General features: G+C 65.0%; 22 protein-coding genes. 14 read left to right on the forward strand and 8 right to left on the reverse strand.

What is annotated here, in order from left to right:
* Positions 1-134 precede the first annotated feature (134 nt).
* From cycA to HY57_RS12165, 3 genes are all read right to left on the reverse strand, one after another.
* Positions 135-1,547, reverse strand: a complete 1,413-nt coding sequence (cycA, locus tag HY57_RS12155; protein WP_050997969.1) for a D-serine/D-alanine/glycine transporter — start codon at positions 1,545-1,547, stop codon at positions 135-137.
* A gap of 77 nt (positions 1,548-1,624) precedes the next feature.
* A complete protein-coding gene (locus tag HY57_RS12160; RefSeq protein WP_019466720.1) occupies positions 1,625-2,362 on the reverse strand; it encodes a 2OG-Fe(II) oxygenase in 738 nt (245 codons plus the stop codon).
* An 89-nt stretch (positions 2,363-2,451) separates the two neighbouring features.
* Positions 2,452-2,997, reverse strand: a complete 546-nt coding sequence (locus HY57_RS12165) for a DUF2058 domain-containing protein (RefSeq protein ID WP_019466719.1) — start codon at positions 2,995-2,997, stop codon at positions 2,452-2,454.
* A gap of 137 nt (positions 2,998-3,134) precedes the next feature.
* Here HY57_RS12165 and HY57_RS12170 point away from each other — a divergent pair, with 137 nt between their 5' ends.
* The gene (locus tag HY57_RS12170; protein ID WP_019466718.1) at positions 3,135-3,518 is read left to right on the forward strand and encodes a YidH family protein; all 384 of its coding nucleotides are present in this window, start codon (positions 3,135-3,137) and stop codon (positions 3,516-3,518) included.
* Between the two features lie 189 nt (positions 3,519-3,707).
* Here HY57_RS12170 and HY57_RS12175 read toward each other — a convergent pair whose 3' ends face one another.
* The 3 genes from HY57_RS12175 to HY57_RS12185 form a co-directional block, all read right to left on the reverse strand.
* Positions 3,708-4,916 carry an acetyl-CoA C-acyltransferase gene (locus HY57_RS12175; RefSeq protein ID WP_019467297.1) on the reverse strand — a complete coding sequence of 403 codons (1,209 nt, stop codon included), beginning with the start codon at positions 4,914-4,916 and terminating at the stop codon, positions 3,708-3,710.
* A gap of 190 nt (positions 4,917-5,106) precedes the next feature.
* A complete protein-coding gene (locus tag HY57_RS12180; protein ID WP_019467296.1) occupies positions 5,107-7,491 on the reverse strand; it encodes a 3-hydroxyacyl-CoA dehydrogenase/enoyl-CoA hydratase family protein in 2,385 nt (794 codons plus the stop codon).
* Between the two features lie 76 nt (positions 7,492-7,567).
* Positions 7,568-8,191, reverse strand: coding sequence for a TetR/AcrR family transcriptional regulator (locus HY57_RS12185; protein ID WP_019467295.1), 624 nt, complete (start codon positions 8,189-8,191; stop codon positions 7,568-7,570).
* A 235-nt stretch (positions 8,192-8,426) separates the two neighbouring features.
* Between HY57_RS12185 and ndk the strand changes: the two genes are divergently transcribed.
* From ndk to moeB, 8 genes are all read left to right on the forward strand, one after another.
* Positions 8,427-8,852, forward strand: a complete 426-nt coding sequence (gene ndk / locus HY57_RS12190; RefSeq protein ID WP_019467294.1) for a nucleoside-diphosphate kinase — start codon at positions 8,427-8,429, stop codon at positions 8,850-8,852.
* A gap of 187 nt (positions 8,853-9,039) precedes the next feature.
* Positions 9,040-10,182, forward strand: a complete 1,143-nt coding sequence (gene rlmN / locus HY57_RS12195; RefSeq protein ID WP_019467293.1) for a 23S rRNA (adenine(2503)-C(2))-methyltransferase RlmN — start codon at positions 9,040-9,042, stop codon at positions 10,180-10,182.
* A complete protein-coding gene (pilW, locus tag HY57_RS12200; RefSeq protein ID WP_019467292.1) occupies positions 10,172-10,969 on the forward strand; it encodes a type IV pilus biogenesis/stability protein PilW in 798 nt (265 codons plus the stop codon). Before rlmN ends, pilW begins: the two co-directional genes overlap by 11 nt.
* A 71-nt stretch (positions 10,970-11,040) precedes the next feature.
* Positions 11,041-12,024, forward strand: coding sequence for a helix-turn-helix domain-containing protein (locus tag HY57_RS12205; RefSeq protein WP_100218291.1), 984 nt, complete (start codon positions 11,041-11,043; stop codon positions 12,022-12,024).
* A 147-nt stretch (positions 12,025-12,171) separates the two neighbouring features.
* Complete coding sequence (locus tag HY57_RS12210; protein WP_019467290.1) at positions 12,172-12,816, forward strand: YfgM family protein; 645 nt, start codon at positions 12,172-12,174, stop codon at positions 12,814-12,816.
* The gene (bamB, locus tag HY57_RS12215) at positions 12,813-14,039 is read left to right on the forward strand and encodes an outer membrane protein assembly factor BamB (protein ID WP_081500753.1); all 1,227 of its coding nucleotides are present in this window, start codon (positions 12,813-12,815) and stop codon (positions 14,037-14,039) included. The genes HY57_RS12210 and bamB overlap by 4 nt, the downstream gene beginning before the upstream one ends.
* A gap of 24 nt (positions 14,040-14,063) precedes the next feature.
* Positions 14,064-15,464 (forward strand): ribosome biogenesis GTPase Der, encoded by a 1,401-nt coding sequence (gene der / locus HY57_RS12220; protein WP_019467288.1) that lies wholly within the window; start codon positions 14,064-14,066, stop codon positions 15,462-15,464.
* A gap of 200 nt (positions 15,465-15,664) precedes the next feature.
* Positions 15,665-16,831: a molybdopterin-synthase adenylyltransferase MoeB gene (gene moeB / locus HY57_RS12225; RefSeq protein ID WP_019467287.1), complete on the forward strand. Its 1,167-nt coding sequence runs from the start codon at positions 15,665-15,667 to the stop codon at positions 16,829-16,831.
* Here moeB and HY57_RS20890 read toward each other — a convergent pair whose 3' ends face one another.
* Complete coding sequence (locus tag HY57_RS20890) at positions 16,832-17,953, reverse strand: GNAT family N-acetyltransferase (RefSeq protein ID WP_158407928.1); 1,122 nt, start codon at positions 17,951-17,953, stop codon at positions 16,832-16,834.
* 78 nt (positions 17,954-18,031) lie between these two features.
* Here HY57_RS20890 and folD point away from each other — a divergent pair, with 78 nt between their 5' ends.
* From folD to HY57_RS12255, 4 genes are all read left to right on the forward strand, one after another.
* On the forward strand, positions 18,032-18,898 hold the full coding sequence (gene folD / locus HY57_RS12240) for a bifunctional methylenetetrahydrofolate dehydrogenase/methenyltetrahydrofolate cyclohydrolase FolD (protein ID WP_019467285.1): 867 nt from the start codon (positions 18,032-18,034) through the stop codon (positions 18,896-18,898).
* Between the two features lie 179 nt (positions 18,899-19,077).
* Entirely contained in the window at positions 19,078-20,535 is a 1,458-nt protein-coding gene (guaB, locus tag HY57_RS12245) for an IMP dehydrogenase (RefSeq protein ID WP_019467284.1), read from the forward strand.
* A 222-nt stretch (positions 20,536-20,757) separates the two neighbouring features.
* Positions 20,758-22,338 (forward strand): glutamine-hydrolyzing GMP synthase, encoded by a 1,581-nt coding sequence (gene guaA / locus HY57_RS12250; RefSeq protein ID WP_026034285.1) that lies wholly within the window; start codon positions 20,758-20,760, stop codon positions 22,336-22,338.
* A 71-nt stretch (positions 22,339-22,409) separates the two neighbouring features.
* A complete protein-coding gene (locus HY57_RS12255) occupies positions 22,410-22,763 on the forward strand; it encodes a gamma-glutamylcyclotransferase family protein (protein WP_019467282.1) in 354 nt (117 codons plus the stop codon).
* Positions 22,764-22,790: 27 nt separating this feature from the next.
* On the opposite strand, the gene HY57_RS12260 is transcribed toward HY57_RS12255, so the two are convergent.
* On the reverse strand, positions 22,791-23,501 hold the full coding sequence (locus HY57_RS12260; RefSeq protein WP_019467281.1) for an SDR family NAD(P)-dependent oxidoreductase: 711 nt from the start codon (positions 23,499-23,501) through the stop codon (positions 22,791-22,793).
* Between the two features lie 83 nt (positions 23,502-23,584).
* On the opposite strand from HY57_RS12260, the gene tadA reads away from it, so the two are divergent.
* On the forward strand, positions 23,585-24,073 hold the full coding sequence (gene tadA / locus HY57_RS12265) for a tRNA adenosine(34) deaminase TadA (RefSeq protein WP_026034284.1): 489 nt from the start codon (positions 23,585-23,587) through the stop codon (positions 24,071-24,073).
* Positions 24,074-24,075: the final 2 nt, after the last annotated feature.

Consider the following 24,075-nt stretch of genomic DNA (forward strand, 5'->3'; position numbering starts at 1 on the left):
TCCGTGGATTGAAGCATCGCAATCCACAAAAAAGCGACCCTAGGGTCGCTTTTTTATTGCCTGCGGGAAAAGCAGGATGGCCGATACGACCATTCCGTCCGTGACGCGCGGGGCCCCACGGACGGAACATGTTCTCAGTGCGTCTCCTTGCGATGCTCGATCGCCTGCTTCCGGTAGAACGGGTAGCAGATGGCCAGGCACACGAACCAGATCGGCGTATAGATCAGGCCCTGCAGGGTGTCTTCCTTCTGCGCGAACACCCACAGCACGAAGGCGAAGAAGGCCAGCACCAGCCAGCACATGGCCACGCCGCCAGGCATCTTGAAGATCGACGTGGCATGGCGCTCCGGATGCAGTTTCCGGTAGCGCATGTACGCGATCATGATCAGCGACCACACGAAGATGAAGCAGATGCTGGAGATGGTGGTGACGATGGTGAAGACCTTCATGACGTTGCCTTCCTGGTAAAGCAGGAACACGCCGATGAAGAGCAGCACACAGGAATAGGCCAGGCCGTTGGCCGGCACGTTGTTGTTGCTCAGGCGTGCGAACGGCTTCGGGCCGAGCTTGCCGGCCGACAAGCCGTAGAGCATACGGCCGGTGGAATAGATGCCGCTGTTAGCCGACGAGGTGGCCGAGGTCAGCACCACGAAGTTGATCAGGCTGGCGGCAATCGGCACGCCGATCAGCATGAACAGGTTCACGAACGGGCTGCGGTCCGGCATCACCCGGTTCCACGGCGTGACCGTCATGATCACCAGCAGGGCGAGCACGTAGAACACGATCACGCGGATCGGAATGGAGTTGATCGCCTTGGGCAGCGTCTTCTCCGGGTCGCGCGCTTCTGCCGAGGCCGTGCCGACCAGTTCGATGCCCACGAAAGCGAATACCGCGATCTGGAAGGCCGCCAGAAACCCTGCGCCGCCATGCGGGAACCAGCCGCCGTTGCTCCAGAGGTTCGACACGGCTGCCTTGGCGCCGGAGGGCGAGGTGAAGCCAATGGCGATCAGCACGATGCCGATGGCGATGAGCGAGACGATGGCGATGATCTTCACCAGCGCGAACCAGAATTCCATCTCGCCGAACAGCTTCACCGTCAGCAGGTTGAGGCTGAGTAAGAGGCCGATGCACACGGCGCCGGGTAGCCACAACGGCACGCCCGGTGCCCAGAACTGGATATAGCCCGTGATGGCGGCCACGTCGGCGATGCCGGTGACCACCCAGCAGAACCAGTACGTCCAGCCGGTGAAGAAGCCCGCGCAGGGGCCCAACAGGTCATAGTTGAAGTCGACGAACGACTTGTAGTGCAGGTTGGAGAGCAGCAGCTCGCCCATCGCGCGCATCATGAAGAACAGCACGCTGCCGATGATGGCGTAGGCAAAGATCACGGAAGGGCCGGCCAGGCTGATCGTCTTGCCCGAGCCCATGAACAGGCCGGTGCCGATGGCCCCGCCGATGGCGATCAACTGCAGGTGGCGGTTGTGCAGGTTCCGTTGCAGGTGGTGGTCTGCAGTGCCGGGCGCGACGGTCGGTTCATGGTTCTGCATGGGCGGCACGATCCCCTCGGTGACGATATGCGAAGGGGCCATCCTAAAGGATTCGTGACCGCGCGTGCCCGGTCGACCTATTCGGCGTCGTGGAAAATGATGCCCAGCGTGTGGCGCCGGCCGCTGCGCAGGCGGCTGACACCGTGGCGCATGGCCACCCGATACGAGCCGCGGGTGCCGGCCACCGGGCGCTGGTTGACGGCGAACACCACGGCGTCGCCCTGGTGCAGGGGCACCACCTCGGCGCGGGACTGCATACGTGGACGCTGCTCGGTCAGGACGAACTCGCCGCCCGTGAAATCCGTCGCCGGCTCGGACAGCAGGATGGCCACCTGTAGCGGAAACACATGTTCGCCGTAGAGATCCTGGTGCAGGCAGTTGTAGTCGCCCGCGCCGTACTGGAGCAGTAGCGGGGTCGGGCGTGTCTGGCCGGCCGCGTGGCAGCGGGCAAGGAAGGCGGCATGCGTATCGGGATAACGGACATCGATGCCCATGCGCGCGTTCCAGTCATTGGCCAGCGGGGCCAGGTGCGGATAGAGCGAGTCGCGCAGCCGCTGCACAAGAGCGGGCAGGGGATAGCGGAAGTACTTGTACTCGCCGAGGCCAAAGCCGTGCCGGGCCATGACCACGCGGCAGCGGTACAGCGATGCGTCCCCATATCCATGGGTGATGCCGAGGCAGGCGTCCGTATCCAGCAGGCCGGGAAGGATGGCGTGGCCGCGCGCGTCTAGTTGTTCGCGCACGGCCACCCAGTCGATGCCGTCAATGCGTGAGACGAGCGCCTGGCCCTGGATGTCGATGGAGCGTGCGTGCATGACCGTGTGCGCCGAAGAGTGGAACAGGCAGGCTAGTGCCGTGCCCGGTCCGACGCACTCCGTTTCTTGCGATTACACGGTCCGCGCTTTCACCAGACCAGATCGTCGGGCACCTTGAACTGGTCCTGGTTGTAGAACTCGTCTTCTTCGCCGGCTGGTGCGTCGTCGCCCGGCTTGCCGTGATCCAGCACGATGACCGATGCGTCACGCTCGCGGACTTTCGCAGCGGCGGCGCGCGGCAGCAATTCGTAGTTTTCGCCCGAACGTGCGATGACCAGGGCACCTTTGGCCAGCTGCGTGCGCAGGGTCTCGTTCACGAGGACGCTGTGGATCGCCTCGCCATCATTGAAGCGGTAGCTGATCTCGCCCTCGCGCTTCACCTTGTTGGCGTCGATGATCTGCCGCACCTGCGCGGCGATCTCGCGCGCGTGGGCCTGGGCGTTGCGTTCGGCGGCGATGGCGCGGTCACGTTCGGCCTTTTCCGCCTGCAGGCGCTGGGCGTCGATCTTGTCGGCGGGCGCCGACGCTCCGCCCTTGCCCTGGCGCTGCTTGGCCTGCTCTCGTGCAACCTGATCCACCTTACCCTTCTTGGCAAGGCCGGCCTTGAGTAGTTGTTCCTGCAGGGGGTTACGCATCGAAGATGTCCATGGTGCCTGTCCGCCAATTGTAGCGCGCAAGGCGGGCCCAACCCGCGTCCCTCTCGACGACATTGAGACGGCTCGTGGCATGATGGCGAGGCCAAGGTGCAGAAGCCCCCGGAAGAGGACCCGCCGTGATTCCGAATTTCTCAGATCACTCGGCCAACGAGCGCACTTATCTCGCATGGGTCCGCACCGCGATCTCGGTGATGGCATTCGGCTTTCTGCTGGAGCGTTTCGATATTTTCCTTCTCGTTGCCACGCGTTCCGCCGAACATGCGGCAGAAGGCCTGCATACCCGCGCGTCCCAATGGCTGGGGTTGGGCTTGTTGCTGGTTGGCGCACTGATGATCGTGGGTGCCACGCTGCGTTTCTATCGCAACCGGCGCGCCATCCAGGCATCGGAGTCGTCGATGTATGGCGACTCTTGGGTAGCGCGTGCGATGGCGGTGCTGCTCGTGCTGATGGCGATCTTCCTGACCGTGTATGTGGCGAGGCAGATCGCGGCGCTGAGTTGATCGCGAGAAAGGTCCCGTCACCCCTCACCGTCATTCCCGCGAAAGCGGGAATCCAGCGTCTTTATGCGCTGCGTTAGAGCAAAGTCGCTGGATTCCCGCTTTCGCGGGAATGACGGGTAGGGGAGGTATCGACATAAAAAAAGCGCCGTGTTGCCACGGCGCCTTTTCCGACTTCAGCGGCGCGAGAGATCAGAGCGCTTCGAACACGCCCGCCGCGCCCATGCCAGTGCCGATGCACATGGTCACCATGCCGTACTTCTGCTTGCGGCGGCGCATGCCGTGCAGCAGCGTGGCGGCGCGGATGGCACCGGTAGCGCCCAGCGGGTGGCCCAGCGCGATGGCGCCGCCCAGCGGGTTCACCTTGGACGGGTCGAGGCCAAGGTCGCCGATCACTGCCAGCGCCTGCGCGGCGAAGGCTTCGTTGAGTTCGATCCAGTCAAGCTGATCCTGGGTCAGGCCGACCTGCTTGAGCGCCTTCGGAATCGCTTCCTTCGGACCGATGCCCATGATCTCCGGTTTCACACCTGCCACCGAGTAGCCGACGAAGCGGCCGATCGGGGTGAGGTTGAACTCCTTGATGGCCTTCTCGCTGGCCAGCAGCAGCGCGCCGGCGCCGTCGGACATCTGTGAGGAGTTGCCGGCCGTCACCGAGCCACCGAACTTGTCGTTGCGGAACACCGTGCGCAGCTTGGACAGCACGTCCAGCGTGGTGCCGGCGCGCGGACCTTCATCGGTGTCGATCAGGCGGCTGTCGGTGGTGATGCCACGCGTGGCGAGGTCGGGGTAGTGATCATCCAGCTGGAACGGGGTGATCTCGTCCTTGAACTCGCCGGCGGCGATGGCGGCCAGCGCGCGACGATGGCTTTCCACCGCGAAGGCGTCCTGCTGCTCGCGCGTGACCTTCCACTGCTCGGCCACCTTCTCGGCGGTGATGCCCATGCCGTAGGCGATGGCGACGTCTTCCTTGTTGGCGAAGATAGCGGGGTTCATCGCCACCTTGTGGCCCATCATCGGCACCATGCTCATGCTTTCGGTACCGGCCGCGATCATCAGGTCGGCGACGCCGAGCTGGATGCGATCGGCGGCCATGGCGATGGCCTGCACGCCCGACGAACAAAAGCGATTGATGGTGACGCCCGGCACGGTGTACGGCAGGCCGGCGAGCAACGCGCCGATGCGGGCGACGTTCATGCCTTGCTCGGCTTCCGGCATGGCGCAACCGACGATGACGTCTTCGATGCGATGCGGATCGATGCCCGGCGCCTGCGCCATCACGGCGCAGATCACGTGGGCGAGCATGTCGTCCGGGCGGGTGTTGCGGAATACGCCGCGCGGCGCCTTGCCGACCGGGGTGCGGGTGGCGGCGACGATGTAGGCGTCTTGCACTTGCTTGGTCATGGGTTTGCTCCGTGGCGTCGCGCGTGGTTCGCGGCGACGCTATTGGTGTTTTTGATCGTCACTCGAATTCAGGTGTGACGAGCCATAACGGTTTTCGCCTTTTTTTGCTCGTCATTCCCGCGTAGGCGGGAATCCAGTGCCTTCAAGTCGCTGGATCCCCGCCTACGCGGGGATGACGAGCATTGGGCCTTTAGTTACGCAGCGGCTTACCGGTGGTCATGGTGTGCGCGATGCGAGCCTGCGTCTTCTCGGTCTTGGCCAGCTCCACGAAGTGCTTGCGCTCCAACTGCAGCAGCCATTCCTCATCGACCAGCGAACCGCGCTCGATCTTTCCGCCGCACAGCGTGTCCGCGATGCGCGTGGCGATGGCCACATCATGCGGCGAGGCGAAGTAACCCTCGGCCAGGTTGGCGAGCGAGGCCTGGAACGTGGCCGTGCCCACATCGCCGGCAACCGGGACGTTGCGGTTCATCATCGGCGGGCGCCAGCCGCTTTCGGCCAGCGACAGCGCCACCTTCTTGGCGACGTACAGCAGCTCGTAGGCGTTGAACACGACAATGTCGCTGTCGCGCAGCAGGCCCAACTGCTTGGCTTCCATCGCGCTGCCGGAGACCTTGGCCATGGCGACGGTTTCGAACACCTTCTTCAATGCCTCGAACGGGTCTTCCGGATTGGCCTTGGCGGCGCGGATGGCCAGCTCATGCAGGCCGCCACCGGCCGGCAGCAGGCCGACGCCGGCCTCGACCAGGCCGATGTAGCTTTCCAGTGCGGCCACGGTGCGTGCCGAATGCATCTGGAACTCGCAGCCGCCGCCCAGGGCGAGACCGCGCACGGCCGACACCACGGGTACCAGCGAGTGCTTGATGCGCATGCTAGTGGCCTGGAAGTTGGCGACCATCTTCTCGAAGTCGTCGAACTTGCCTGCCTGCAGCAGACCCAGTGCACCCTTCAGATCCGCGCCGGCCGAGAACGGCTCGCCGGCCTGCCAGATCACCACGGCCTTGAGCTGCTGCTCGGCGATGTCGATCGCCTGCTGCACGCCGTCGAGCACGTAGTCGTTGACCGTGTTCATCTTGGTCTTGAACGAGATGATGCCCACGCCGTCGTCGCCCAGCGTCCACAGGCGCACGCCGTCGTTCTCCCACACCGTGGTGCCCTGGTCGAACTTCTCGCCCAGGATCGGATCGGGGAACAGCTGGCGCTGGTAGACCGGATGCTGCGAGCGCGGCTTGTCGGTGTTGGCGCTGGCCGAGTACGAGCCGTTCTTGCCATGCACGCCGGTGCGGCCGTCGGTGACCCAGGCCGGCAGCGGGGCCTTGCTCATGGCCTTGCCGGCGGCGATGTCTTCGGCGATCCAGCCGGCCACCTGCTGCCAGCCGGCAGCCTGCCAAGTCTCGAACGGGCCGAGCTTCCAGCCGTAACCCCAGCGGATGGCGAAGTCGACGTCGCGCGCGGTGTCGGCGATGTCGGCCAGATGGTAGGCGGTGTAGTGGAACAGGTCGCGGAAGGTCGCCCACAGGAACTGCGCCTGCGGGTCGCTGGACGCGCGCAGCTTGCCGAACTTCTCGGCCGGATCCTTGATGGCGAGGATGGCGGACACCTCATCCGAGGCCTTCTGCTCAGACAGGCGGTAATCCTGCTTGGCCACGTCGAGCACGACGATGTCCTTGCCGGCCTTGCGGTAGAAGCCCGCGCCGGTCTTTTGGCCCAGCGCACCCTTCTCGATGAGGGCAGAGAGCCACACCGGCGCCTTGAAGTACTCGTGCCACGGATCGTCGGCCAGCGTGTCGGCCATGGTCTTGATCACGTGCGCCATGGTGTCCAGGCCCACCACGTCCGCGGTGCGGTAGGTGGCGCTCTTCGGACGACCCACGGCCGGGCCGGTCAGCGCGTCGACGGTGTCGAAGCCCAGGCCGAACTGCTGCGTGTGGTGCATGGTGGCCAACATCGAGAACACGCCGATGCGGTTGCCGATGAAGTTCGGCGTGTCCTTGGCATACACCACGCCCTTGCCGAGCGCGGTGGTGAGGAACGCCTCCAGGCCCTCCAGCACGTTCTTGTCCGTCAGCTTGGTCGGGATCAGCTCGACCAGGTGCATGTAGCGCGGCGGGTTGAAGAAGTGCACGCCGCTGAAACGGTGCCGCATCTCTTCCGGCAGCGCTTCGGTCAGGCCATTGATCGACAGGCCCGAGGTGTTGGACGCGATCACGGCGGTCGGCGACAGGTGCGAAGCGATCTTCTTGTAGAGATCCAGCTTCCAGTCCATCCGTTCGGCAATCGCCTCGATCACCAGGTCGACGTCCTTCAGATGATCCAGGTCTTCGTCGTAGTTGGCCGGAATGATCGTAGCGGCGACGTTCTTGTCGGCCAGCGGGGTAGGGGACAGCTTCTGCAGGTTGGCAATGGCCTTCAGCGCGATGCCGCTCTTGGGACCTTCCTTGGCGGCCAGGTCGAACAGCACGGTTTCGACGCCGGCATTGCTCAGGTGCGCGGCGATCTGCGCGCCCATGACGCCGGCGCCCAGTACCGCAGCCTTGCGGATACGTAGCGCTTTGGGGGTGGATGGAGCGGTCATTGGCTTCTCCGTAATACGAAACGCTGGTGGTAAGACAGGCGGCCGTGGCCGGCCGAAGGGAGTCGGTGGATCGAAATCAGGGGGACTTGAGACCCGCGGCGGCGAAGCGGATGAGGTGCTCGGCGGTCTGCTCGCGGTGGCGCTGCTCGGGCACGTCGCTCTTGCGCTGGATCATGCCGAAGCCCGACATGGCATGGGTCAGGGCGCCGGTCACCAGGTCCACCCGCCAGTACAGCTCTTCCTTGCTCAGGTGCGGCAGCAGGCGGGCGAATTCGGCGGTGAACTGGCGCATCACGTGGCCGTAGTTGTCCGACAGGAACTTGCGAAGGGTGTCGTCGTGCTCGGCGAAGGCGCGGGCCAGCACACGCATGAACAGGGAGCCATTGCCATCGTGGGAAAGCTCCAGTGCAGGCGCGATGAAGGCGGCCAGCACATCTTCGATGGTCGTGCCCGGCTCCCCGGCGATCTTCTGCAGGCCAGCCAGGCGGCGGCTGTTGAGCTGGTCCAGGCGGCGGCGGAACACCTCTTCGATCAGGCGGTCCTTGGAGCCGAAGTGGTAGTTCACGGCGGCCAGGTTGACCCCGGCGGCGGCGGTGAGCTGGCGCAGGGAGGCCCCTTCGAAGCCGTGGCGGGCGAACAATTCCTCCGCCGCGCCGAGGATGCGCTCCTTGGTTGGCATGGAAGCACTGGCGACTGGCATGGTCCGCTACCCCGGCAGGAATCAAACGATCGTTTGAGGATACGCGGGTCGATTTGCGGCCGTCAAACGGTCGTTTTAAGACCCATCCTAAAACCAGCGCCCGACTTGCGTATCAGGTAGAATCTGTCAAACTTTCGTGAGCTAAATCCGCATATCTAGGCAGGATTTCGCGTAAGTTCGTCGGTAACGACCGACCCGCCCACTCAGATACCAGTTTTTTCCGGAGCAGACCCTCATGGCGCTGGAGCGCACCCTTTCCATCATCAAGCCCGACGCTGTTGCCAAGAACGTGATCGGCGAAATCTATGCCCGCTTCGAAAAGGCTGGCCTGAAGGTCATCGCATCGAAGATGACGCAGCTGTCGCGTGCCGAGGCCGAAGGCTTCTATGCCGTGCACAAGGAGCGTCCGTTCTTCAAGGCGCTCGTCGAGTTCATGATCTCCGGCCCGGTGATGATCCAGGTGCTGCAGGGTGAGGGCGCGATTCTGAAGAACCGTGACCTGATGGGTGCCACCAACCCGAAGGAAGCCGCGCCGGGCACGATCCGCGCCGACTTCGCCGATTCCATCGACGCGAACGCCGTGCACGGTTCCGACGCTGCCGAAACGGCCGCCGTCGAGATCGCGTACTTCTTCGCGACCACCGAAGTTCATTCGAGGTAAGTGCGCTCATCCGTGAGCGCGGAAGATCAAGAAGCGGCCATCCATGACCGCACTCTTGAAAGGTAAAAGCGTTCTTCCTTGAACGCGAAGATCAAAAAGCGGCCTTCCATGGCCGCGCTCTTCACCAAACAACGCGTTTCATTGATGGCGTAAGGAATAGAGGGCGGCATCGCGCCGCGATTAGAAGATGACTGACCAGGCCGTATCCACCACCACCACCAACGAAAAGGTCAACCTGCTCGATTTCGATCGACAGGGCCTGCGTGATTTCTTCGCTCAGCTGGGCGAGAAGCCGTATCGCGCCGAGCAGGTGATGAAGTGGATCTACCATCGCCTGGAAGACAACTTCGAAAACATGACCGACGTCGGCAAGGCGCTTCGAGCGAAGCTCGAAGCGTCGTGCTATGTCGGTCCGCCGAAGACCATGTTCGAGAAGGGCGCTGCCGACGGCACGCACAAGTGGTTGCTCGGCATGGACGGCGGTAACGCCGTCGAGGCGGTGTACATCCCCGAGCCCACCCGCGGCACGCTGTGCGTGTCCTCGCAGGTGGGCTGCGGCCTGAACTGCCAGTTCTGCTCCACCGCGACGCAGGGCTTCAACCGCAACCTCGCCACGTCCGAAATCATCGGGCAGATGTGGGTGGCGGCCAAATACCTCGGCAACGTCACGCACCAGAACCGCCGCATCACCAATGTGGTGATGATGGGCATGGGCGAGCCGCTGCTGAACTTCGACAACGTGACCAAGGCGATGAGCTTGATGCGCGACGACCTGGGCTTTGGCCTGGCGTCCAAGCGCGTCACCCTGTCGACGGCAGGCCTGGTGCCGATGATCGACAAGCTGTCGGAAACCATCGACGTGTCGCTGGCCGTGTCGCTGCACGCTGCAAACGATGAGCTGCGCACCGAGCTGGTGCCGCTCAACAAGCGTTACCCCATTGCCGAGCTGATGGCGGCGTGCCAGCGCTGGCTGGACCGCAAGCCGCGCACGTCCATCACCTTCGAGTACACCCTGATGAAGGGTGTCAATGACCAGCCCGAGCATGCCCGCCAGTTGATCAAGCTGATGCGTCGCATGCCCAACTGCAAGGTCAACCTGATTCCGTTCAATCCATTCCCTGGTACGCGTTTCGAGCGCTCGGACGCCGAAACGATTCGCGCCTTCCAGACCCAGTTGCTCAATGCCAACGTGCTGACCATGTTGCGCCGTACCCGCGGTGACGACATTGACGCGGCATGTGGTCAGCTCAAGGGGCAGGTATTGGATCGCACCCGTCGCCAGGCCGAATTCCGCAAGCGTCTGGACGAAGGTGCGAGTCATGCGGCTTGATCGAACCCTGCTGAGTGCGAGCGTGGCCGTGCTTCTGGCGGCTTGCGTGCCCGTGGCCAACACGAACAACGGCGCGCCGCCCGACAAGATCCCCCACACCAGCAAGGCCGAGCAGAAGCAGGAGGCCGCCCGGGTGCATACCGAGCTGGCCCAGCAATACCTGGTCAACGGCGACCTGCAGGACGCGCTGGTCAAGGTCACCAAGGCGCTGCAGTTCGATCCGAACTATGTGCCCGCACACACCGTGTCCGCCGTGATCTACGAGCGCATCAACGACCTGCCCAACGCGGAGCTGCACTACCGCAAGGCGCAGTCGCTGGCGTCGGACAAGGGTGACACCAACAACAACCTCGGCTGGTTCCTGTGCAGTGCCGAGGGCAAGACGGCCGAGGCCTTGCCGTATTTCCAGAAGGCCGTGGCCGACCCGTTCTACCAGACGCCCGTGTTGGCCTGGACCAACGCCGGGGCCTGCGAGGAAAAGGGCCAGAACCTGCCGGCGGCCGAAGCGGACTTCCGCAAGGCCATCGAAATTGACGCGAACAACGGCAGGGCGTTGTATCAGCTCGCCCATGTGCTTTATCTTCAGAATGATGCGTTCCGTGCTCGTGCCTTCATCCAGCGATTCGATGCGCTGGGTCAGCCGACGGCGGCGGCGCTCAAGCTTGGGCATGACATCGAATCACGGTTGGGCAACAGGGATGCTGCTCTCAACTACAGCAGGCGACTGCAAAGCCAGTTCCCGGATTCGGAACAGGCGCGCGCCCTCGACGCAACCGCACGCCAATGACCTCCCAGCAGTCAAATTCGGCCAATAGCGGCAACCGAGAATTCCACTTCAGCCAAGCACCCGACGTCACCATGGATACCGAACATTCCTCGCTGGAAGCGATCAAGGGCAGCCTTGGCGGGCGTCTGCGCGCAGCGCGCGAGGCGCGTGGGCTGGACATCGAGTCGTGCGCGCATACGCTGCGCCTGCCGACGCGCGTGCTTCGCCAGATCGAAAGCAGCGAGTACGGTGGCATCGACTATCAGGTCTACCTGGGCAGTTACCTCACCAAGTACGCGCGCTATCTCGGCGTGGACGAGGGCGAGGTGAAGGGTGAGCTTGAGCGCATCAAGCCGCCGCAGCCCTCGCTGGTGGCCACCGGTGGCATCTCGCACTCCCGTTACCTGCTCGAGAACTATGCGCGTGCCGCGACCTATGTGGTGCTGACCGCTGCCATCGTGGTACCGACCATCTGGTTGGGCGTGCGTGGCACGCTGGATCACGACGTCAGCCACCTGGCTCCGCTGGATGCCGCACCCGTGGCGCAGGTCGATGCGCCGGCGAGCAGTGCCAGCGTCCTGGCATCCCTGACGACGACGGACGCCGTGGCATCCACCCCGGCCGGCCCGCAGGACGGGGCACCTGCTGCCGCCGCACCTCAGGCTGCCCAGCCGGATGCGACGCCGCCGCAGGATCAGCCGTTGATGGCGTCCATGACGCCGTTCCCGAACCTGGGTGGCGACACCCACACCACGCCCGCGACGCAACCTGCCGTACCGACAGCTGCCGACGCGGTCGGCAATGGTGCACACAGCCTGGTGTTGAGCCTGCAAGGGGCCAGCTGGGTTGAAGTCACCACCAAGGATGGCGCGCGTCTCGAATACGGTATTTTGCCGGCCGGCAGCTCCAAGACCTATCACAGCGACCAGCCGCTGGAAGTGCGCATCGGCAACGCCAGTGGCGCACAGGTCATGCTGGATGGCCAGCCGATGGCGCTGGACAGCTACCGTCGTTCCAACGTCGCCCATTTCCGCGTGGAAGTGCGTGACGGCAAGGCCGCGCCGGCTGGCGCCTGAACCATGCCGGGCCTGTGCGGCCTGACGCAATCGGTTATGCTTGCCCATTGTCCGCTCGGTCACGAGCGGGCAAGTCGGGCTGATTTCTTTTTCGCATGACAGGTGCCCCGCAGGGCCTTTGGCGTGCGGTTCCCCCAGGGTGATTGCATGGCATTTGAAGAGTACGACGACTACGAACAGAGCGAACGCGTACAGCAGTGGTTGCGCCAGAACGGCCTGTCCATCGTCGTCGGCATCGCCATTGGTCTGGTCGGCATCTTTGGCTGGCAGCAGTGGAACAAGCACAAGGACGAGCACCAGGCCGAGGCGGCCAACCTTTACCAGCAGATCCAGGTGGCCGTGGCGTCCGGCAAGACCGACAGCGCCGACCAGCTGACCGAGCAGTTGACCAAGGACTACACCGATTCGACCTACGCCATTTTTGCGATGGGCGATCGGGCCGAGCGCCAGGCGCAGGCCAAGCAGTTGGACAAGGCCCTGGAAACGCTGGGCTGGGCCGAGACCCATGCTTCCGATCCCAACCTGAAGGCGCTGTCGCAGATGCGCATTGCGCGAGTGCTGCTGGCGCAGGGCAAGGGCGCGGATGCGCTGGCCGCGCTGGACCGCATGCCGGCAAAAGCCTACGAAGGCGTTGCCGAGGAACTACGCGGCGATGTGCTGGTCAAGCTTGGGCGCCCGGACGATGCCCGTAAGGCATACGTAGCCGCCAAGGCGGCAATGGGTGAGACCGCGCCTCAGAGCGTGCAGATGAAAATCGATGATCTGGCCGTGGCCGGGAAGCAGGGTGCATGAAACCTGAAGTGAAGAAGCGCGGTGCGATGAGTCGCGTATGGCTGGTGGCGCTGACCTCCCTGGTGGTCCTCGCCGGTTGCCACTCGTTCAAGAAGGAAAACGTCCAGCCGCCGACCCCGCTGGCCAAGGACTTCAAGCCCACCGCCCAGGTCTCCAAGCTGTGGACCACGAGCGTGGGTGATGGTGCTGGCGACAGCGGCGTGCGCCTGCGTCCGGCGTTCGCCGACGGTGTCCTCTACGCCTGCAGCACCGACGGCAAGGTCGCCGCCATCGACGCCACCAGCGGCAAGACGCTGTGGTCGAAGAGTTCGCGTACCAAGGGCTGGTTCGGCTGGGGCGACAAGAAGCGCGCCGACGCCTTGTATGCAGGCGGTCCGGCCGTGTCCGGCGACCTGCTCGTAGTCGGTACGCTCGATGGCCACGTCTACGGCATCAGTGCGAAGGACGGCAGCCCCCGCTGGGAATCGGTCGTCAACTCCGAAATGATTTCCGCGCCGGTCATCTCCGGCAACCTGGTGGTCGCCCGTACCCAGGACGGTCGCCTTTACGGTTTCGACAGTGCCACCGGTGAGCGCCGCTGGGTCTACGATCAGGACACCGTGCCGCTGCTCAGCCTGCGCGGCAATGGCCCGCTGCTGGTGGCCAACGGCGTGGTGTTCTATGGCAGCGACGCCGGCAAGCTGGTCGCGCTGCGCCTGGACAATGGCGAGAAGCTGTGGGAGCAGACGCTCGCCAGCGGCGAAGGCCGCACCGAGATCGATCGCCTGGCGGATGCCGACGGCGGCATCCTGCTCTCCGGCACCACCCTGTACGGCGCCGCCTTTCACGGCAACCTCGCCGCGATCGACGGCCCCAGCGGTCGCCCGCTGTGGGGGCGTCCGTTCTCCACCTTCACCTCGCTGGACGTCACCGACACCGCCATCTATGGCGTGAACGACGAGTCGCAGGTGTGGTCGTTCGACAAGAGCGGCGGCGCGGACATGTGGAAGAACGATGCGCTCAAGTATCGCTGGCTGACCGGTCCGGCCGTGCTGGGCAACTACGTCGTGGTTGGCGACATCGAGGGCTACGTGCACTTCCTGCAGACCGGCGACGGTGCGCTGGCCGCGCGCGAGCGACTGTCGAAGAAGGCTATTCGCGCCCAGCCGCTGGTGGTGGGTGACATCGTGTACGTCGAGGACGTGAAGGGCCGCATCGGCGCTTACCGTCTCGGCGGTCGCTGATCGTATCCAAAGGTTGTCTGACTCATGCTGCCCGTCGTTGCCCTGGTCGGTCGTCCCAATGTCGGTAAATCGACCCTCTTCAACGCACTGACGCGCAGCCGCGACGCCCTGGTGGCCGACATGCCGGGCGTCACGCGAGATCGTCACTACGGCGTGTGCCGCACTGGTGCACGCCCGTTCGTGGTGGTGGATACCGGCGGTCTTTCCGGTGAAGAAGAGGGCATCGAGGGCCTTACCGCGCAGCAGGTGCGCCTCGCTATCGAGGAGGCCAGCGTGCTGGTCTTCGTGGTGGATGCACGCGATGGCCTGCTGCCGCAGGACCGCACCATCCTCGACGAGCTGCGCCGCAGCGGCAAGCCGATCATCGCGGCGGTCAACAAGACCGATGGCCTTGATCTGCAGAACGCCATGGCGGAGTTCGCCGCCTTCGGCATCGCCAACACGTTGCCGCTGGCTGCTGCGCACAACCGCGGCACCGAGGATCTCGTGGCGTCGGCGCTCACGCTGCTGCCCGAGGACGAGCACGAAGAAGTCGAACCAGGTGACGCGGACAGCATCCGCGTCGCCATCGTGGGCCGCCCGAACGCGGGCAAGTCCACCCTGATCAATCGCCTGCTGGGCGAGGATCGCCTGATCGTTTCCAACGTGGCCGGCACCACGCGTGACCCGATCCGAGTGTCGCTGGAGCGCGACGGCCGCAAGTACACCCTGATCGATACCGCTGGCGTGCGTCGCAAGGCGCGCGTCGAAGAGGCGGTAGAGAAATTCAGCGTCATCAAGACGCTGCAGTCGATGGCCGCCGCGCAGGTCGTGGTGGTGATGATCGATGCGCGCGAGAACCTGGCTGACCAGGATCTCACCCTGATCGGTCATGCCGTGGACGAGGGCAGGGCGCTGGTCATCGCCGTCAACAAGTGGGACGGCATGGATAGCTACCAGCGCGAGCAGTGCCAGAAGGCGCTGGAACGCCGCCTGCAGTTCGTCGACTGGGCCAAGACGGTATTCATCTCGGCCTTGCATGGTTCAGGTCTGCGCGAGCTGATGAAATCCGTCGTGCGCGCCCACCAGGCGGCGACCAAGGAGCTGGGTTCGTCCGAGCTCACCAAGACGCTCGAGCGCGCCTACGAGAGTTATCAGCCGCCGCTGGTGCGTGGCCATGCCCCCAAGCTGCGCTTCGCGCATCCGGGCGGCACCAACCCGCCGACCATCGTCATTCACGGCAGCCGCACCAAGCACATCGCGCCGGCTTACCGCCGCTATCTGGAAAACTTCTTCCGCAAGCGCTATCGCCTGGAAGGCACGCCAATCCGCATCGAGTTCCGCGACGGCGAGAATCCCTTCGCCGGCAAGAAGAACGTGCTCACGGACAGCCAGAAGCGCAAGCGCCAGCGCATGATCCGCGAGATGAAGAAGCGCAAGCGCTAAGCCTCTTGCCTTGCCTGTGGGAGCGCACCCTGTGCGCGACCGCGGCGTAACGGTTTTCCTCGGCATTCATTCCTGCGCTGGTTTTGGGGCATGTCGCGCTGGTGAGCGCGATGTTTGCCTCGCGCCCGTCGCGCACAGGGTGCGCTCCCACAAGTAGCGGCACGCTTGGACGCACCGCCGCGCCGCCGTAAGCTAGCCCCATGACAAGCCTCAATCGCGACCGTTGGCTGGATTCCCTGCGGGCCAGCATTCCCGAGATTTCCCCCGCCGAGGCACTCGCGGGGCAGGCGCAAGGCGGCCTGTTGATCGACGTGCGTGAGGACGGCGAGCGCGCCGGCGGCACGCCGGTGGGCGCGGTGGGTTTGTCCCGTGGTTTCCTTGAACTGCGCATTGAACAGATCGAGGCGGATCGCGATCGTTCCCTCCTCGTGTTGTGCGGCAGTGGCCAGCGCTCGCTGCTGGCGGCCGAAGCGCTGCAGCGCATGGGGTACGCCCGGGTAGCATCGGTGGCCGGCGGCTTCCAGCGCTGGAAGGCCGAGGGCTTGCCGATCGCCGCAGCGGCCATGGACAGCGACGCCGCCGAGCGGTACGCGCGACAGTTGCAGTTGCCGCAGGTGGGCGAAGCGGGGCAGGCAAAACTGACGGCGGCGCGCGTGGCGCTGCTGGGCGCCGGTGGCCTGGGTGCGCCGGCGGCGCTCTATCTGGCGGCTGCCGGCGTTGGGCAGCTCACCCTGATCGACGACGATCGCGTCGAGCGCTCCAACCTGCATCGGCAGATCATCCATGCAGATGCCCGCGTGGGCATGCTTAAGACGGAATCCGCACGGATCGCGCTGTCCGCACTCAATCCTCGCGTGCGGGTAGAGATTCGCAACGAGCGCCTGCAGGCCGACAACGTCGAGCGTCTGTTGGCGGATCACGACGTGATCATCGATGGCGCGGACAATTTCCCGGCGCGTTACCTGGTGGCCGCTGCCTCACAGCGCCTGCGGCTTCCAATGGTTTACGGAGCGGTCGAGCGTTTCACCGGGCAGGTCAGCGTGTTCGATCCACGTCGCGCGGATTCGCCGTGTTATCGCTGCCTGTTCCCCGAGCCACCCGCAGCCGTGGATGCGCCCAATTGCAGCGAGGCGGGGGTGCTTGGCGTGCTGCCCGGCATCGTTGGCCTGTTGCAGGCAACCGAGGCACTCAAGCTCATCCTTGCCATGGGCGAGCCGCTGGTCGGGCGCCTGCTGCATGTCGATGCGCTGGGCATGCGTTTCCGCGAGACGCGCTTGCCCCGTGATCCCGCTTGCCCCGGTTGCGGCAAGGCCGCTGTGTTCCAGGGCTACCAGGATCTGGTGGAGCTCTGCGCGTCGGCAGGCTGATCAGTCCAGATCGCTGGCAACAAGCGAATAGATCGCCGCGTCCAAGGCTTCCCCGCGCAGCATGAGTCGTTTGCGGGCGATACCCTCGAACTGTGCACCTGATTTCTCGGCGCCGCGGCGGCTGGCCAGGTTGTCGGTGGCGATCACCATTTCCAGTCGCTTCAATTCCGTTTTGTGCAGCACATGTCTGGCCAGCAGACGTACTGCATTGGTCCCCACGCCATGGTCCTGGCAGCTTCGTCGTATCCAGCAGCCGACATTGGCCGTGCCGTTGTCGGACTGCCAGTTGTTGAGCACGATGCTGCCCATCAATTCGTCCGTCTCGCGGTTGACGATGGCAACGGCGCGTTGATCGCCAATGCCGTGCCAAGCCAGACGCGTCTTCGTGATCCAGTGCAGGCCGTCCTCCATGCTGAAGCCGGGAGTGCACCAGCTCAGGAAGCGGCTGATGCTCTCCATGGATTCATGCAGGGATGCGTGCAGCGCAGGCGCGTCACTGTGGCGGAATGGGCGCAGGCGCAGCTTGCCTTCTTCCAGGACCGGGCCCGGCGACGTCTCGCCCTGCTCGGGAGGCAGCAGCGAATACACCGCGGCGGGGCTGGCCTCTCCCTGAAGCATGATGCGGTTGGGCGACATACCGTCGAAGTAGGCACCCAGGTGCTGCGCGGTGCTTCGACTCGCCTTGTTGTCGACCGCAACGACAATCTCGATGCGGACCAGCCCCAGCACGTCGAACCCGAACGCAGCGAGGGCCTTGGCCGCGCGTGCCGCCACGCCTTGCCCCTGGGCCGACTCGCGCACCCAGTAGCCGAGATTGGCGCTACCCCGTTTGGGATCGATGCGGTTGAGGCCGACGTCGCCCAGTACCCGGCCATCCGCGTCAAAGATGCCGAAGGTATAGGCATCGCCACGTTCGCGGGCGGATCGGCAGGCCTCGATCCAGTTTGCGCTGTCGTCCTGGCTATAGCCTTCATGCAGCCAGGGCAGCCAGGGTGATACGGAGGCAATGGATTCGCGTGCCGCCTCGAACAGGGCTTGGGCATCGCCGGGTTGCCAGGCGCGCAGGCGAATGCCCTGGGCGTCCAGCTCGAAAGGGGTGGTGATGTCCATCGTGTCAGCCACTGGCATGCTCCCCGGGATGTCGTTTGTATGAGTGCGGCCGAGCCGGGATAATACGTCTCTTTGCAGGTAGGCCCGATCATGACCGCACGCATCCTCGACGGCAAACGCATCGCGCAGGAACTGATGGATCGCATCGGGCAGCGCGTGGCCGAGCGTCAGGCCAAGGGCCTGGATGTGCCCGGCCTGGCCGTCGTGCTGGTGGGGGACGACGCCGCGTCGTCCGTCTACGTACGCAACAAACGCAAGGCCTGCCATCAGGTGGGCTTCCGTTCGTTCGACTTCGACCTGCCGTCCAGCACCACGCAGGACGAGCTGATCGCGTTGATCGACCGGCTCAATGCCGATCCGGCCGTGCACGGCATCCTCGTGCAGTCACCGCTGCCCGATCACATCGACGAGGACGCGCTGGTCGACCGCATCGACCCGGGCAAGGACGTGGATGGCTTCCAGGCCGTCAACGTGGGCCGCCTGGCGCTGCGCCGCTTTGGGCTGCGTCCGTGCACGCCACGTGGCGTGATGACGCTGCTCGGCCATACGGATCGCCCGGTGCGCGGCCAGCATGCCGTGGTCGTCGGTGTGTCCAACCATGTGGGGCGTCCGCTGGCGTTGGAGCTGCTGATCGCCGGCTGCACCACCACCTGCTGCCACAAATTCACCCGCGACCTGGAGAGCTTCGTGCGCCAGGCCGACATCGTGATCGTCGCGGTAGGCAAGCCGGGGCTGGTCAAGGGTGAGTGGATCAAGCCGGGCGCCGTGGTGATCGACGTGGGCATCAATCGCCTGGAGGACGGCCGTCTGGTGGGCGACGTCGATTTCGCCCCCGCCGCCGAGCGCGCCAGCTGGATCACCCCGGTGCCCGGTGGCGTCGGCCCGATGACCGTGGCAACGCTGCTGGAAAACACGCTGGAAGCGGCCGAGGCGCGGGACGTGGCGCATCACGGTTGAGCGCCGAATCCTCGTGTAGGGGCGCACTTGTGCGCGACCGCGGCCCACGGATTCTCCGTCCTGTTGGCTTGTCGCGCACAAGTGCGCTCCTACAGGGGGTTCGGGGTTTCGTTCATGCAAGGAGTGGCGGCCCCCGGGCCGTCCGCGTATAATCTCCTCTTTGCAGCGGGACAAATCGCATGCGTATCCTCGCCGAGGCTCTCACCTACGACGACGTTTACCTCGTTCCGGCCCATTCGGCCGTTCTGCCACGTGACGTAGACACTTCCACGCGGCTCACCCGAAACCTGCGCCTGAACATCCCCATCGTGTCCGCCGCCATGGACACGGTGACCGAAGCCCGCCTCGCCATCACCATGGCCCAGCAGGGCGGCATCGGCATCATCCACAAGAACATGACCGCCGAGCAGCAGGCCGCCGAAGTGCGCCTGGTGAAGAAGTTCGAAGCCGGCGTCATCCGCAGCCCCATTACGGTTGCCCCGCATACGTCCATTGGCGACGTGCTGCGCCTGACCCGTTCGCACAACATCTCCGGCGTGCCGGTGGTGGAAGGCGAGCAGCTGGTCGGCATCGTCACCAGCCGCGACCTGCGTTTCGAGCGCAAGCACGAAGACCCCGTGCGCAACATCATGACCCGCCAGGAGAAGCTGGTGACGGTGCGTGAAGGCGCCAGCCAGGACGAAGTGCTGCAGCTGCTGCACAAGCACCGCATCGAGAAAGTGCTGGTGGTCAACGACGACTACCAGCTGCGTGGCCTGATCACCGTCAAGGACATCCAGAAGGCCCGCGACAACCCGAACGCTGCCAAGGATCGCCTCGAGCGCCTGCTGGTCGGCGCCGCGGTGGGCGTGGGTGGCGACACCGAGGCACGTGTGGAAGCGCTGGTGGATGCCGGTGTGGACGTGCTGGTGGTCGATACCGCCCACGGCCATTCGCAGGGCGTGATCGAGCGCGCGGCATGGGTGAAAAAGAACTACCCGCAGGTGCAGGTGATCGCCGGCAACATCGTCACCGGCGAAGCGGCGCGTGCGTTGCTCGATGCGGGCGTCGATGCAGTGAAGGTTGGTGTGGGCCCGGGCTCGATCTGCACCACGCGCGTGGTCGCTGGTGTGGGCGTGCCGCAGATCACCGCCATCGACCTGGTCGCTACGGCGCTGAAGGACGAAATCCCGCTGATCGCCGACGGCGGCATCCGCTACTCGGGCGATATCCCGAAGGCGCTGGCTGCCGGTGCGTCCACCGTGATGCTGGGCTCGATGTTCGCCGGCACCGAAGAATCGCCGGGCGATGTGGAGCTGTTCCAGGGCCGCTCCTATAAGAGCTACCGCGGCATGGGTTCGCTGGGCGCGATGGCGCTGGGCTCCAAGGACCGCTACTTCCAGGACGAGGCCGACGCCGACAAGCTGGTGCCGGAAGGCATCGAAGGTCGCGTGCCGTACCGTGGTCCGCTGCGTAACATCATCCACCAGCTGATCGGTGGCCTGCGTGCGTCCATGGGTTACCTCGGTGCTGCCACAGTCGAGGACGTGCGCCAGAAGGCGCAGTTCGTGAAGGTGACCAGCGCCGGCGTGACCGAAGCCCACCCGCACGACATCCAGATCACCAAGGAAGCGCCGAACTACCGGCTGAATTCCTGAGGCTGGGGCAAGGGTGTTGCGAGTGCTGTCCTCCATGTCTCGCAACTCCCGATCCATGCTGAGTCGTCATTCCAGCGAAAGCTGGAATCCAGCGCCTTCGGCGCTGCGAGAAAAGTCGCTGGATCCCGGCCTTCGCCGGGATGACGGTCATGAATGTATTCGCAGGTCGGGACGTTGCTGCGTTCCGGCCTTTCTCTTTTCCGAACCCTGACTTTCGCCGCCATGACCGATATCCATAGCGACAAAATCCTCATCCTCGACTTCGGCGCGCAGTACACCCAGCTGATCGCCCGTCGCGTCCGCGAGATCGGCGTGTACTGCGAAATCTGGGCGTGGGACCACGACCCGGCAGAGATCGCCGCGTTCGGCGCCAAGGGCATCATCCTGTCCGGCGGCCCCGAGTCCACCACGCTGCCGGGCGCGCCCAAGGCGCCGCAGGAAGTGTTCGACTCCGGCCTGCCGATCCTCGGCATCTGCTACGGCATGCAGACGCTGGCTGCCCAGCTCGGTGGCGCCACCGAAGCGGCTGACGCGCGCGAGTTCGGTCATGCCGAAGTGGACATCGTGGCGACCAGCCGCCTGTTCGCCGGCCTGAGCGACCACGACAGCCATCATCGCCTGGATGTGTGGATGAGCCACGGCGACCACGTCGCCAAGGCACCGCCGGGCTTCACCATCACCGGCACCACGGATCGCATCCCGGTCGCCGTGATGGAAAACGAAGACAAGCGCTGGTACGGCGTGCAGTTCCACCCGGAAGTGACGCATACGAAGCAGGGCACCAGCCTGCTCAAGCGTTTCGTCACGGAAATCTGTGGCTGCCAGACGCTGTGGACCGCCGCGCACATCATCGAGGACCAGATCGCCCGCGTGCGCGAGCAGGTCGGCAATGACCACGTGCTGCTCGGCCTCTCTGGCGGTGTGGATTCGTCCGTGGTGGCTGCGCTGCTGCACCGGGCCATCGGTGACCAGCTGACCTGCGTGTTCGTCGACACCGGCCTGCTGCGCTGGCAGGAAGGCGACCAGGTGATGGCCACCATGGCCGAGCACATGGGTGTCAAGGTCATCCGCGTCAACGCCGCCGAGCGCTACTTCAGCGCGTTGGAAGGCGTGGCCGACCCGGAGGCCAAGCGCAAGATCATCGGCCGCCTGTTCGTGGAGATCTTCGACGAGGAATCGGTCAAGGTCACCAACGCCGGCCATGGCCAGGTGAAGTGGCTGGCGCAGGGCACCATCTACCCGGACGTGATCGAGTCCGCTGGCAGCAAGACCGGCAAGGCGCACGTGATCAAGAGCCACCACAACGTGGGCGGCCTGCCGGAGCACATGAAGCTCAAGCTGATCGAGCCGCTGCGCGAGCTGTTCAAGGACGAGGTGCGCCGCATCGGCGTGGAGCTCGGCCTGCCGCGTGAGATGGTCTACCGCCATCCGTTCCCGGGCCCCGGCCTGGGCGTGCGCATCCTGGGCGAAGTGAAGCCCGAGTACGCCGAACTGCTCGCCCGTGCCGACGCCATCTTCATCGAAGAGCTGCGCGCCTGGGACCTGTACGACAAGACCAGCCAGGCCTTCGCCGTGTTCCTGCCGGTGAAGTCGGTGGGCGTGGTGGGCGACGCCCGCGCCTACGAATGGGTGATCGCGCTGCGCGCGGTGGAAACCATCGACTTCATGACCGCGCACTGGGCGCACTTGCCGTACGAGTTTCTTGGCAAGGTTTCCAATCGCATTATCAATGAGTTGCGCGGTGTTTCTCGTGTCGTTTATGACATCAGTGGCAAGCCGCCCGCGACGATCGAGTGGGAGTGAGCCGGACAAGCCATGGCTGGTCCGGCATTATCAGGAATTGCCCGTAATTTATTGATAGGAAGGGATTCGTAATGTCTTCTTCCGGTGCGCGCCACGAGCTACTGTTCTCCTACGGGACGCTGCAGCTCGAGCGCGTCCAGCTCGAGTCCTTCGGCCGGTTGCTGGAGGGCGAAGAGGACGCCATGCCGGGTTTCCGCCGGACGATGGTGGAGATCACCGACCCGGAGGTCCTGCGCAAGAGCGGCGAGCGCTTCCATCCGATCGTTGCGCCTAGCGGCGACCCGGCCGATGAAGTCGCGGGCAAGGTGTTCCAGGTGACCGCCGCCGAGCTTGCGGCGGCTGACCTGTACGAGGTCGCGGACTACAAGCGGGTCGCCGTGCGGCTCAAGTCCGGTAAACAGGCTTGGGTCTACATCCGGGCCTGATTCGGCCTGCCTGCGCGACCTTCCACGTTACCACGGCACGACCGCGCCCAGGTAGTCGAGGTATTGCAGGCCACCGCAGCCGGCCCGGGAAGTCACCACGTCGACCACGCGGGGAATGCTGTCGCTGATCTCCAGTGGCGCATCCGCACCCCCCATGTCCGTGCGGACCCAGCCCGGCGCGATCAGCAGCAGCGCACGGGTGGGAACGGGCTGGCGTGCGGCGTAGCTGCGCATCAAGGTGTTGAGCGCCGCCTTGCTGGCGCGATAGCCCTCCCAGCCGCCGTCGGTGTTGTTGCCCACGCTGCCCAGGTCGGACGACATGGCGGCGATCACGCCGTCAGGTGCTACTAGCGCATCGAGGGCCTCGATGACGCGCATCGGGCTGAGTGCGTTGGTCACCATCATGCGCGTGAAGGCATCTGTATCCATCCGGGCGGCGGTCTTGTCCGGCTCGACCGAGATGCCGGCGTTGACGAACAGGACGTCAAGCGAGCGGCCTGTCAGCCGTTGGCGCAGCGCCCTGATGCCGGCCGGCATATCGATGTCGAGCTGCTCGATCTCCAGCCGGTTGCCGGCAGACGGCTGAAGGTCGTGCAATGGCGTGCGGGCCGCCCTGCGCACGGTGGCGATGACTTGCCAGCCGCGCCTGAGGTATTCGGCGGCGAGGGCAAGGCCAAGGCCGCGGGAAGCGCCCACGATCAGCGCCGTTTGCCGCTTTTGCTGCGCACTGGATGTCATGGGGCTGTCCTCTGTCCGTACGGGCGCTTTGCGCCGGCACCGCGGGCGATAGAATGGCAGGTCTGCCGTTTGTGACCGACCCGATGACCAACACCCTTCTGCCCACGCCGCCCTTGTTCTCCACCGAAGACGAAGGCTACATGCGCCATGCCTTGCAGCTGGCCGCGCACGCGCGCGATGCGGAGAACGAAGTGCCGGTGGGTGCGGTGCTGGTGCAGGGCGGGGAAATCATCGGGCTCGGCTGGAACCGTAACATCACGCTGAATGATCCCAGTGCGCACGCGGAAATCATGGCGCTGCGCGCTGCGGGCGAGAAATTGTCCAACTACCGCATGCCGGGCGCCACGCTGTACGTGACGCTGGAGCCGTGCGCGATGTGTTCCATGGCGCTGGTGCACGCCCGCATCGGACGGGTGGTGTACGCGGCGACGGATCCGAAAACAGGGGCGGCCGGCAGCGTGTTCGATACGCTGATTTCCGATCGCCACAACCACCGCGTCGCCGTGGAAGGCGGCCTGCTGGCCGACGAGGCATCGACCATGCTGCGCGAATTCTTCCGCGCCCGGCGCTAGGC

It is taken from the genome of Dyella japonica A8 (genome assembly GCF_000725385.1).
Taxonomy (GTDB): domain Bacteria; phylum Pseudomonadota; class Gammaproteobacteria; order Xanthomonadales; family Rhodanobacteraceae; genus Dyella; species Dyella japonica_C.